Raw genomic sequence first — 11,577 nt, 5'->3', positions numbered from 1 at the left:
AGACCAGTTCCGTATATAGGACCTGGTCTTCAAAACGCAAAAATACGCGTCGCTGATAAAATGAAAACTTCCCTACGCTGGTACGAGCCAGATCAGGTCCAAAGAGTCCGGAATGCGTGTACTATCATTCCATCTCAGTCCAATAACGTTGGACACCCCTAGTTATAGTATTTAATTGTTCGAACAGGAACAGTCTACCATACCTTAATCGGTTTTCAAAGAGTAATTATACTTTTAATTTCCATAGATTCCGTTATTTTCATGTAACTAGTGTGATCGGTGAGGAAACAGAAATGCATAATCAGAAGAAAACCTCCAAAATACTGTACATTCAGTCCTATAGTAAGTTTGTAGAAAAGTATATCGCTGGCTTGTCTGTAAAGATAGATCTATGGACAAGCTATTTTTATAAAAGATTTCAACACCACTCAAGAAAGCATGTAATGACGAGATGTGAATGTCTTTGTATGACTTGTAAGATGCATAAGTAGTGATGACGTGAGATAATCAAAAATGAAAAAACAAAAGAGGGAAGGAGCAAAGTAGTAGAGCTTACATCGTATAACATATCTGGGATTGAGAAGGATGAATGCTATGGGAAAGTAAAGTCAAATACATATTCTGTTTTTCATCTTGGTGCATGTCATTATGTGCCTCAAGTATGCAGTAATTGAAGCAATGATTTTATTGTAGTCTAGACACGCTTGCATACAGCTAATTAGAAATATCATTCCTATGGAGGAGGTAACCAATATATGTCCTATGTTTTACTCATTATTGGATTTGTATTATTAATAAAAGGAGCCGACTATTTCGTGGATGGTTCTTCAAATATCGCAAGACTTTTACAAATTCCGCCTATATTGATTGGGTTGACTATTGTAGCACTTGGAACTAGCTCACCAGAAGCGACGGTCAGTATAATTGCAGCGATGGGCGGAAACGCGGACGTTGCAGTAGGGAACGTAGTGGGAAGTAATATATTCAATATTACCATCGTTGTCGGAATGGCAGCATTTCTGTTTCCGTTGAAGGTACAAAGTGAAACGATCCGTAAAGAGATTCCGTTCACTTTACTGGCAGGTATAGTTATGTTGGTGTTGATGAGTGATATGGCACTACAAGGCTTCAGCAGCAATATGATTACGCGCGGTGATGGGATTATCTTCTTACTATTCCTTTCGATCTTTATGTACTATGTGATTGAACTTGGCCTCCGAAGCCGTCAAAATGCTACGCTTACACAAACCACTGAGAATGTGAAGTGGGGGAAGAATATACTAATTACCCTAGTCGGGCTGTCGGCAATTATTTTCGGAGGAGATTTAGTCGTTAGTAACGCCACGAAAATAGCTTATTCTCTTGGCATGAGTGAAACATTGGTAGGTCTTACGATCATCGCAATCGGTACTTCTCTGCCTGAATTAGTTACATCGATTTCAGCGGCATTGAAAAAGGAAAGCGAAATTGCTTTAGGGAACATCGTCGGGAGTAATATTTTCAACATCCTGTTTGTTCTCGGGGCTTCCTCTGTCATCACGCCCATCGCGGTGAACGATAAAGTATTTATTGACGTCATCATTATGCTTGTATTGACCTTAGTATTGTTGCTATTCGCTAGAACGGGCTTCAAAATTGGTAAGCGTGAAGGTCTTATGCTAGCTGTAGCGTACGTTTTGTATCTAGTGTATGTTATTTTACGTAATTAAGAAAAAATCACCAAGTTTGCTATAACGGGACTTGCTTACTCTTATGTACAACAGGGCAAAAGAGTCGATCATCGGCATGCCGATCAATAAGAGAAGGCTACTCTCCATTCATTCATGGAAAGTAGCCTTTTTTATCTGTATGGCATGATCTATAGTTATCTCCACTTATAGCCGATGCCCCAAACTGTCACCAAAATTTCGTCAATAGGGAAATTTGATTTCCTCAACTTATCTCGTAGATTTCGAATATGCGAATCGACTGTTCGAACTTCCGTATACGTATCATATTCCCAAGCTACTTGAAGCAAGTCTTCCCGTGTGAACGTCCGATTTGGCCGAGTCATCATCGCTTCAATAATATAGAATTCCTTTAACGTAAGACGAACTTCCTGCGAGTCGTATAGGATGGAATAGGACTCCAAGTTAAGAGTGAATGGACCTTCATGAACAGACTTCGGTTGAATGTCGTCCTCTGTACGCCGTAATGCCACGCGCACTCTCGCGGTAAGTTCACGCTCGTCAAATGGTTTTGTAATATAATCATCTGCCCCTTGGTCAAGTCCTTTTACAACATCTGATTTATCGGATCGAGCCGTCAATAAAATTACAGGTACAGCTGACACTTCTCTAATTCTGCGGCAAACTTCCCATCCATCCATGCCAGGCATCATGACATCGAGCAATACAAGATGTACGTCCTCCACGTTGAATAGCTCAAGTGCTTTTTGGCCGTCAGTCGCTTGCAAGCAACGATATCCGTGTGGTGCGAGGAATAGTTCGAGCAGATCGAGCATGCGTTGTTCATCATCAACAAGCAAAATTGTTTTCATATGCATCATCTACTTTCATTATAATCGTACCGTAAAGATACTACCTTTTTCTAATTCACTTTCTACCTCGATCGTGCCACCGTGTGCTTCTGTTAATTCCTTCACCGTCGCCAAACCAAGACCAGCACCGCCAAATGAACGGGAACGCGATTTCTCGACACGGTAGAGCTTTTCAAATATTTGTTGCTGATTTTCAACTGCAATGCCGCATCCGCTATCTTCCACTTGTAAAATGCTATGCTTTTTATCTTTAAACGCACGAACGATTACGGTACTGCCAGTTTCAGAATAATGTAATGCGTTGTCTAACAGATTAAGAATAATTTGTTCAAGACGCATTCGATCTGCCACGATAGGGAAATCGCGGACTTGTTCAATCATAAGCGTAATTCCTTTCAAATCAAATGATGGTTGGACGAGCTGTACAATATCTCGGATGAACTCCTCAGCAGAGAATTCGGATTTCATCACAGTGAACGTCATTTCATCCATTTGAGCTAAATCCATCAGGTTTTTCACGAGTGTTTTTAAGCGCTCGGCTTCTTCCTCAATAATCGATAAGTAGTTGAACCGCTCCGTATCACTCAGTTCTGTGCGTTGAGCAACTTTGGCATAACCGATCAAGTACGTAAGTGGGGTTCCCATTTCGTGAGACACGGACGCTAGAAACTCTTTTCGTTCGCGTTTGACACGACTCAAGTCATTGGATAATTTTCGGATGGAAGCTGCCAGTTCTCCTAGCTCATCATTCGAAAGCTTCGGCAAGTCCACATCGTACAAACCTTCGCTCATCTGTTCCGTTGCTTCTTTCATTCGAATGAGTGGACGTGTCAACCATTTGGATAGTAATGAGTAGACAACAAACAGAACGACAATGCTTCCGCCACCAGCAAGTAGAAAATGTACATTGAGTTGATTGACAAGTTGTCGAATAGGAACCGTACTTTGAAGCATGACAAGATTCCCTGAAACACCTTTTGCTTCATACGGATGCACACTGACAAGATAAGGAGACTTCTCCCAATCAACGGGTAATATAGTATCTTCAGTCAGCAGCTTTTCATTTACTTGGGATACATATGGACCGAGAATATCTTCATTATCTAATGAATGCTGTACGATATTTCCTCTATCATCGAGAATCGCGACGTCTCGTTCACCACCCCTTTCCATAAGAATAATATGGTGCAGAGTCGTTTCAGTATAATTATCTTCCAACACATTTCGATGATTGCTACCCGTCTTCAAGAGTCGATCTAGTTCTTCGTCAACCCGGGCATGTGTGATGGTCTGATGTAAATAGACCATTAGCAATGTATCCAAAATAAGAAATGAAATAATGAATGAAGCCGCTAACTTCGTTGAGATTTTATTCATAGCATGCGCTCCTTTTCCCTCTATTGAGCAGTATAAGATAAACGTATCGAAAATGTATGCAGAAAGCACCGATTACGTGTGTGACTGGCAATACTTATACAAAAATCGTGCCAACCTCTTTACGTTGGCCTTATGACAATTAAGGAGTTTCTTAGGAGTTTAGGGATTTAGCTTAAACTAAGAACAGAAATTGCTATACTAGTATTAATTTAATAAAGGAGTGAAGACATATGAAAAAACAAGTACTTTCAATAAGTGCAGCGTTTGCTCTAGTGCTTGCAGGATGTGGAGCGGCGACGCCAAAAGAAGAAGAGTCTGTTAAGAGCGAAGAAACTTCACACCATGATATGGAAGGGATGGACCATTCGAGCGATGGCAGTATTCCTGAAGGTTTAATGGAAGCGGAAAACCCGACATACCCGGTTGGATCGGAAGCAATTATTGAAACGGATCATATGGAAGGCATGAAGGGCGCTACTGCAACTATCGTTCGCGCATTTGATACGGTTGCCTATTCTATCAACTATACACCGACAGATGGCGGCCAGAAAGTGTCGGATCATAAATGGGTCGTCCATGAAGAAATAGAAGATCCAGCACCTGCTCCTTTAGACAAGGGAACTGAAGTGACTGTACTCGCTGATCATATGGAAGGCATGGAAGGCGCGAAAGCAGAAATTGAATCTGTAGAGCAAACGACTGTCTATATGATTGATTATGCGTCTACAACTGATGGAGAAGAAGTACAGAATCACAAGTGGGTTGTTGAAGACGAGCTATCAGAAAAGTAATGGTCCAATGATGGAGTTGCCTCGCGCAGCTCTTTTCATTGTATGTATGTAAAGGTCATGTACACTTTATTTAAAGGTCAAACTTTCGTTACATGTGCTCTTCTAAACAGACATAAAAATAATTGGAATAGGTTGTGAGAAGATGAAAGGGAAATTGATGGCCGTGTTGCTACTAATCACCGCTTTATCAGTCGGTTGCAGCAATGAAAATGCGGATAATGAAGTACAACCATCACCACAAGAGACAGTAGATATTAAAAAATTAGTAAACGACTATACAGTGAGAAATGCTGTAGCTGCGTCCGCTTCGATTACATCGTCTGAACTAATTGTCACAGATGATGATAAAAACGTGACGAAGTATGATCTTCCTGAAGATGAATTTTTTGTCTCGATTGCTCCATTCGTTAACACTACACACCCTTGTGACGTCCATAGTCTAACAGGGTGTCAAGGTGAACTCGTTGAGGAAGATTTCGATGTGCATATAGAAGATTCAGAAGGTAATGTAATTCTCGATGAAGTCAAAACAACTGAAACTAATGGATTTATCGACTTGTGGCTTCCACGTGATGACACATTCACGGTAACGATTAAACAAGATGCGAAAGAGACAGTGTCTGAAATTACTACGTTCGATGGGGATAACACATGCATCACGACTATGCGTTTGGAGTAATTTCGAAAGTGTTCTATCTGGAACTCCATATAAAAAAATACCTGTGTCACAAACATGTACGTTTGTGGCACAGGTATTTTACTGTTTATTTATACTTGGTTAGCTTGGTGTAATTGAGCGAATGTACCGTTTTGTTGTACTAAATTTTCATACGTTCCTTGCTCTTCAATACCGTCTTCCGTCATCACGATGACTTGGTCGGCATTGCGAATCGTGGTGAGACGATGCGCGATAATGAGTGTAGTGCGATTAAAGGATAATTCTTCTAGTGATTGTTGAATGATGCGCTCTGTTTCTGTATCGAGTGCGGAAGTCGCTTCATCTAGAATAAGGATCGGTGGATTTTTCAAGAACATCCGAGCAATGGCCAGGCGTTGCTTTTGACCACCTGAAAGTTTTAATCCACGTTCACCAATTTGCGTGTCATAGCCATTCGGCATACTGTTGATCAAGTCGGTTAGATGTGCTTTTTCTGCTGCTTCAAATACTTCCTCGTCTGTCGCATGTAATTTACCGTACGCGATATTATCACGAATCGTTCCTGTAAATAAGAACACGTCTTGCTGGACGATTCCAATTTGACTGCGTAATGATTTCTGCGTCATTTCTCGAATATCTAATCCATCAATTGAAATAGACCCTTCATTGACTTCATAGAAACGAGGGATAAGTGAACAAATAGTCGTCTTTCCAGCACCTGACGGACCGACGAACGCAACGGTTTGTCCAGCATGAATCGTTAAGTCGATATTGCGTAAGACCGGTCGCTCTACGTCGTAACCAAATGTTACGTCGTTAAGTGTAATATCTCCGCGTAACTGATCGACGACTTTTGCATTCTTTTTATCTTTTATCTCTGGCTCTTGGTCAATTAACGCACGGAAACGACTAAAGCCCGCCATACCTTTTGGATATAATTCTAGCAAAGCACTAATTTTATCAATAGGTTTAATTAAAATATTGCTGAATAAAATAAAGCTTACTAGTTCACCATACGTTAATTTATCATTCACTGTGAACCAAGCGCCTACAATCAAAATGACAAGTGTGACGAGGCGAGTGAGCATATACATCGAAGACGTAGCCCAAGCCATGACTTTATACGCTTTTAGTTTAGCTAAGCGGAACTGATCATTGTCTTCCTGGAAACGACGTAATTCAAAATCTTCGTTCGTGAATGATTTCACTACGCGCGAACCCGAAACGGAATCTTCAACCCGCCCGTTGACATCCGCAATGTTTTGATACATCTTATGCCATGCTGCATTCATCTTCTTATTCGAGAAGGAGACGACTACTGCGAGCAGCGGTACCATCACGATAGCGATTAAAGCGAGTTCAGGATTGATCGTATACATAATTCCGAACGCACCTAGAATAGTCATGATCGCAATGAAAGCATCTTCTGGTCCATGGTGAGCCAGTTCGCCGATATCAAATAAATCGGTTGTGATGCGCGTCATAATGTGGCCCGTTTTTGTATTGTCAAAAAATCGGAAAGATTGCTTCTGCACATGTTCGAACAATTCACGACGCATATCGGTTTCGATGTTAATCCCGAGCTTATGTCCTAAATAACTCACAATATAATGAAGAAACGTACTTACTAAATAGACGAGCAATAGTAAAAAGCTCACGGTGATAATTCGATTCCAATCTCCTGACGGCAGGAGTCCATCAATAAACCACTGAACAGCGAGAGGGAAAGCTAGTTCAAGAAGCGCTACGAAAATGGCACTGAAAAAATCGATCAAGAACAAGCGCCTATGTGGCTTGTAGTAGGAGAAAAATTGTGTAATCATGTAGTAATTCCTTTCCGTTGATGTACTAGTAGTATAAGAGAAGACTGAGAAAAAATCACCTTAGACGCGTGTCAATAAAGGTAAAATATATAATAGAAGGAACTTCAAACGTAGTCATAGAAAATACCATCTAATATTTCTGCTCTAGTAGGCCTTTCCTTGCTTGTCCCTGACCTGGTTTTAAACGGGTATAGCATCCTAATGGCGTGACGGTTTCAAAAGAAGTGTAATGTGTTTTTTTAAAAAAATTAGATGAAACAGGAATGAAGAAATTGGCTGTTCGTATAAGGAAATAATAGAAATTTTTAGTTAAACTCAGCAATATGAAGAAAGCTATTAAGCTATGCTACGTTCGTGGTCTAGAGAAAATTGTTTTACAACTGGCGGAGAAAATCAAATGAATTTAGTAGGAGGATTATGATGAAAAAACAAAGAAAGTTAGTATTATTTATTGCTCAAAGTTTAGATGGTTATATCGCAACAAAAGATGACTCACTTGAATGGTTATTTAAAGTTGAGGGGGAAGGAGATAATGGCTATTCGGAGTTTTTCGAAACGATAAATACAGTCTTAATGGGTAAGAGAACATATGATTGGGTTATGGAACAAGAAAAAGGTCAATTCCCTTATTCAAATAAAAATTGTTACGTTTTTTCCAGGTCTTCCTTAACGGATACAAAAGACGTTACATTTATAAATGGGGATATTGTTAACTTTACTAATAATTTGAGAATAGAAGAAGGTAAAGATATCTGGATAGTTGGCGGTGGAGATATACTACATACATTTTTAAAGGAAAAGTTAGTCGATGAACTGATTGTAACAGTTGCACCAACAATCATCGGAGAGGGAATTCCTTTATTTAAACCAGACGATTATAAACTCGATCTTTCCCTTAGAGGTACTAGAACTTTCAATCAATTTGTTGAATTACATTATACAGTAATTAAATGAGTACGAATATTTTACTGTTATCGGGTGTAATCTACTTGATTTGGAGAAATTGGGGTGAATTCTATGAAAGTAAAAGTGACTCTAATTATATTGTTCATATTGGCAACCCTATTTGGAATTACGACATGTGTATTTTATAATAAAAAATCTGTTTATGAAGCAGGAATGGAGAATGGCATTCAAGATATGCTAAGAGAAAGTGCGCTCTTTTTTGAAAATGAAGAGTACAAAAAAGAGTATGTAGCGCCATTATATACACTGTATGGATGTGCGGAAGTGCAATATAACTATATGCGTATGACAACAGATTCTGAAATGTACACGGTAGCACGTATTGTGAAAGAATTTGTTGATCCTGATTTATATGCACAATTATCAGCTGAACAAAAGTCGAAAACAGCACAATATTTACGTCAACTGGCCAATGATGAATCGGTCGACTTTGAAAAAGAGTTATTACCGTTTTTGAACGAGTTGTCAGTGGAGTAGTAAACTCATTGCTTTTTGATAAATAAATATATGGACTATGAAGACCGTCTTAATAATTGAACATTTTTTGTTCTGTAATAGAGCTATTTTGTTGTGCTGAAGAAGTAGTGATGGGTATTTACACTATTCTAGTTTTATTAAAGTCATCTAGAGTGGACGTCATATGTGGATCATGTGAAGAACAGTTCAGAAAATAAAAAGCCTGAGTTCAAAATCAAAGACGCAATTTCTGTGTTTTCTTTGTTTACATTCATTTGTTTTGCTGTTATCTTTGCATTTATGATTTTCGATGCACTCACAATTAAAAACTTACTTTCCCATGACAAACCAATAGAATCTATAATTATTTCAGTAGTTTCTTCTGTTGCTTTATTAGTATTCGGGGTCATCTTAGCCTTTACTATTCCTTCAAATTACATTGATAATACCAATAAAACCCATCAAGATAATTCATTGACAGATATTATTATTTTCATGTTTATAGCTGCAATGTTTGAGTAGATATTATTTAGAGGTATTATTTAAAACGTACTTTTCATAAGTACAGATGTCCAATGGATTGCGATTCTATTAACATTTTTTATTGATCTTTCACGTCCAGTATTTTAAAAAGCCTATGATGTTATTAAATATCTGTATCCCAAGTCTAGTTTTTGGTTGGTTATATTTTAAGACAAACAATATCTTAGTTCCAGTTTTTGTTCATTTTATTATGAATACCGGGATGACCATTTTATTTAAATATAAATTATTGTGATGTATGGAGTAGGTTGTTTTCCAATTAAAGAAATATATAGATGCCAAAAGGTTTCATAGTGTCTGATTTCAAGAATACGATGCTTCATTTTGGTGCTTGTAGCCTAGTTCTCTACTAATTCATAGCACGGGATTGCAATATATTCAACAATAATTGCTCTTGCTAATATCATTTTACTCCTTTGCAATAATGTATAAGTAAACCGTTTTGTGGACCTGTCTTATGGGAATATAAATCTTGTTACGTAGTTCGAAATATAAAGCGCCAACAGACTGCTGATCGAAGACGGTCAGCAGTCATAACTACAGTCGTTTTGTAAATATTAACAGATTTCGCATTCTAGGAAATCGAAGAAGAGTAACGTCATGTAGAAGTTTTCATGTTAATGCTTCAATACACTAAACGCTTCTGCGAATTTTCTAGCGAAAGAAAGTGGCGGCTCAACAGATTGGACATGAACATAGAGAATAGTTGGGTTAGTAAAAACCCAATGATTATGAATCGCGCTTACGATTAATCCGTTTCTAGCGAGAGCATAAATAAATCCGGGCAATTCTTCTTGAAGTACTACTACTTCTGCAAGATTAAGTGCATTTCCTTGAGCATCCAGTGATTCAAATGTCATTCCAGCTGGAAGCGCACTTTTACTTTCACGGCCTTGTATAGTCAAGTGAAAGTTTCTACCTATTTCTACAGAGCAAATACCTTTTTCTATTTTAGGCTTTCCGTTAACAATCTGAGCATATTGTTGGCAAAGACTCTGTAAGTATTCCATTAAAAGACACCTCAATTTCCCTTGAAATTTATGGAGGATAGAAAATGCATAGAACGAAAAGTAATACTCATATCATTCGTACTAATACGACTTTCATAATTTCATTTAAAGCATAAACCCTTTTAGTCAATTATCCCCTTACACACTCTTACCTTATGGGCATGAGAAGACAATTGAATCTTGTCCGTGAAATTTAAAGCATAATACGATTATTATGGGCAATAGCTGTGGAAGTTCTATTCCATAAAATTATACGTTTAAGAAAGGTGGTTTGATACACTCATTTAGTTGATCGCAGAACAATGTACATTGAATGTATAAGAACTAGACCATTAGCAGAAAATTAGATAATAGGGAAACTACACACTTCACAAAAATACAATATTAACTGAATCAGCATGTCACTAAAGTAAATGAAATAGGTGAGACAATTTGGCAGCGAAAAAAAGGGCTAATCAAACAACGTACATGGTAAAAGAAGGAAGTTTAACTACTTTTCTTAAAGAATCTCTTAAGGGGATATCTCAAATCATTTATATCGAAAACACGATAACTGGCCTCCTTATTTTATTAGCTATTACAGTATCGTCATTTTCATTAGGCATCATTGCCCTTTTATCCGCCATGATCGGTACGTTAGTTGCCAAAGTAGGCGGTGCGGACCAAGCTTTGGTTAGTAAAGGTTTGATGAGTTATAACTCTGTGCTTAGCGGATTAGTACTACAAACATTTCTAACAGGACCTACTTCCTGGATTGTTGCATTGGTAGGAGCAGCGGTCACTGCCATACTTACAGCTACACTTATGTATTTCTTAGGCCACCTCGGCATCCCAATCCTAACATTACCATTTATATTATTAACTTGGTTTACATTGCTAGCATCCTATAAGCTTGATAGTATCAAGTTAAGTGAATCACTTTCTCCTCAGAGTTTAGCTAATTGGGAATTGCATATAGAAGGCAAAATCAATCTACTCCAAGCAACTTTCAATGGTATCGGTCAAATCTTTTTCCTCACAGATACTTTACCTGGTCTTTTATTATTCATTGCAGTATTTTGGGCTAGCAGGAAAATGGGCATATATGCGGTCATCGGTAACGCCGCTGCATGTGTTACAGCCCTTGCTTTAGCCGGAGAACATACGCTGATCATGCTAGGGCTATATGGTTACAATGCTATTTTAACCATTCTAGCCGTATCGGTTGTGTACAACACGAAGGAAAATCGCTATGCACCCGTTACAGGTGTGGTGGCGGCATGTATTACAGTTCCCCTCATGGCGAGTGTTAGTATTTGGTTATTACCGTTAGGACTTCCCGCATTGACGATGCCATTTGTTCTGAGCACTTGGTTGATTTTAGGCGCTAGAAAAGTTCTACCGAATTTGTAATTCGTTTATAGTGAAAAACTAA

General features: G+C 38.5%; 12 protein-coding genes and 1 riboswitch. Of the genes, 8 read left to right on the top strand and 4 right to left on the bottom strand.

The features are described from left to right. Positions 1 to 52: 52 nt before the first annotated feature. Positions 53 to 170: riboswitch (TPP riboswitch) on the bottom strand. Between the two features lie 585 nt (positions 171 to 755). Beyond that, positions 756 to 1,709 (top strand): calcium/sodium antiporter, encoded by a 954-nt coding sequence (locus CSV72_RS03565; protein WP_099677163.1) that lies wholly within the window; start codon positions 756 to 758, stop codon positions 1,707 to 1,709. Between the two features lie 155 nt (positions 1,710 to 1,864). Here CSV72_RS03565 and CSV72_RS03560 read toward each other — a convergent pair whose 3' ends face one another. Beyond that, complete coding sequence (locus tag CSV72_RS03560) at positions 1,865 to 2,539, bottom strand: response regulator transcription factor (protein WP_099677487.1); 675 nt, start codon at positions 2,537 to 2,539, stop codon at positions 1,865 to 1,867. 18 nt (positions 2,540 to 2,557) lie between these two features. Continuing rightward, on the bottom strand, positions 2,558 to 3,916 hold the full coding sequence (locus CSV72_RS03555) for a sensor histidine kinase (RefSeq protein WP_099677162.1): 1,359 nt from the start codon (positions 3,914 to 3,916) through the stop codon (positions 2,558 to 2,560). 230 nt (positions 3,917 to 4,146) lie between these two features. Between CSV72_RS03555 and CSV72_RS03550 the strand changes: the two genes are divergently transcribed. Further along, positions 4,147 to 4,707 (top strand): YdhK family protein, encoded by a 561-nt coding sequence (locus CSV72_RS03550; protein WP_099677161.1) that lies wholly within the window; start codon positions 4,147 to 4,149, stop codon positions 4,705 to 4,707. 142 nt (positions 4,708 to 4,849) lie between these two features. Then, positions 4,850 to 5,386 carry a CueP family metal-binding protein gene (locus tag CSV72_RS03545; protein WP_099677160.1) on the top strand — a complete coding sequence of 179 codons (537 nt, stop codon included), beginning with the start codon at positions 4,850 to 4,852 and terminating at the stop codon, positions 5,384 to 5,386. Positions 5,387 to 5,475: 89 nt separating this feature from the next. Here the strand turns inward: CSV72_RS03545 and CSV72_RS03540 are convergent, their stop codons facing one another. Further along, positions 5,476 to 7,188, bottom strand: coding sequence for an ABC transporter ATP-binding protein (locus CSV72_RS03540; RefSeq protein ID WP_099677159.1), 1,713 nt, complete (start codon positions 7,186 to 7,188; stop codon positions 5,476 to 5,478). Between the two features lie 420 nt (positions 7,189 to 7,608). On the opposite strand from CSV72_RS03540, the gene CSV72_RS03535 reads away from it, so the two are divergent. From CSV72_RS03535 to CSV72_RS16975, 4 genes are all read left to right on the top strand, one after another. Next, positions 7,609 to 8,142, top strand: coding sequence for a dihydrofolate reductase family protein (locus CSV72_RS03535; RefSeq protein ID WP_099677158.1), 534 nt, complete (start codon positions 7,609 to 7,611; stop codon positions 8,140 to 8,142). A gap of 54 nt (positions 8,143 to 8,196) precedes the next feature. Then, positions 8,197 to 8,631, top strand: coding sequence for a hypothetical protein (locus CSV72_RS03530; protein ID WP_099677157.1), 435 nt, complete (start codon positions 8,197 to 8,199; stop codon positions 8,629 to 8,631). 174 nt (positions 8,632 to 8,805) lie between these two features. Next, a complete protein-coding gene (locus CSV72_RS16980) occupies positions 8,806 to 9,132 on the top strand; it encodes a hypothetical protein (RefSeq protein ID WP_233191063.1) in 327 nt (108 codons plus the stop codon). Between the two features lie 115 nt (positions 9,133 to 9,247). Then, entirely contained in the window at positions 9,248 to 9,388 is a 141-nt protein-coding gene (locus CSV72_RS16975; RefSeq protein WP_369802876.1) for a CPBP family glutamic-type intramembrane protease, read from the top strand. Between the two features lie 382 nt (positions 9,389 to 9,770). Here the strand turns inward: CSV72_RS16975 and CSV72_RS03520 are convergent, their stop codons facing one another. Next, entirely contained in the window at positions 9,771 to 10,163 is a 393-nt protein-coding gene (locus CSV72_RS03520) for a DUF1259 domain-containing protein (protein WP_099677156.1), read from the bottom strand. A gap of 432 nt (positions 10,164 to 10,595) precedes the next feature. Between CSV72_RS03520 and CSV72_RS03515 the strand changes: the two genes are divergently transcribed. After that, a complete protein-coding gene (locus tag CSV72_RS03515; protein WP_233191061.1) occupies positions 10,596 to 11,555 on the top strand; it encodes an urea transporter in 960 nt (319 codons plus the stop codon). Positions 11,556 to 11,577 lie beyond the last annotated feature (22 nt).

The organism is Sporosarcina sp. P20a (genome assembly GCF_002743175.1).
In the GTDB taxonomy this organism is placed as follows: domain Bacteria; phylum Bacillota; class Bacilli; order Bacillales_A; family Planococcaceae; genus Sporosarcina.
The sequence above is the reverse complement of the archived record's forward strand: the minus strand, read 5'-3'. Positions and strand labels throughout refer to the sequence as shown.

Excerpts from the sequence above, each read along its gene's own strand:
- CSV72_RS03560 (WP_099677487.1), bottom strand. The coding sequence starts at position 2,539 with ATGAAAACAATTTTGCTTGTTGATGATGAACAACGCATGCTCGATCTG.
- CSV72_RS03555 (WP_099677162.1), bottom strand. The coding sequence starts at position 3,916 with ATGAATAAAATCTCAACGAAGTTAGCGGCTTCATTCATTATTTCATTT.
- CSV72_RS03545 (WP_099677160.1), top strand. The coding sequence starts at position 4,850 with ATGAAAGGGAAATTGATGGCCGTGTTGCTACTAATCACCGCTTTATCA.
- CSV72_RS16975 (WP_369802876.1), top strand. The coding sequence starts at position 9,248 with ATGATGTTATTAAATATCTGTATCCCAAGTCTAGTTTTTGGTTGGTTA.
- CSV72_RS03565 (WP_099677163.1), top strand. The coding sequence starts at position 756 with ATGTCCTATGTTTTACTCATTATTGGATTTGTATTATTAATAAAAGGA.
- CSV72_RS03550 (WP_099677161.1), top strand. The coding sequence starts at position 4,147 with ATGAAAAAACAAGTACTTTCAATAAGTGCAGCGTTTGCTCTAGTGCTT.
- CSV72_RS03535 (WP_099677158.1), top strand. The coding sequence starts at position 7,609 with ATGAAAAAACAAAGAAAGTTAGTATTATTTATTGCTCAAAGTTTAGAT.
- CSV72_RS03520 (WP_099677156.1), bottom strand. The coding sequence starts at position 10,163 with ATGGAATACTTACAGAGTCTTTGCCAACAATATGCTCAGATTGTTAAC.
- CSV72_RS03540 (WP_099677159.1), bottom strand. The coding sequence starts at position 7,188 with ATGATTACACAATTTTTCTCCTACTACAAGCCACATAGGCGCTTGTTC.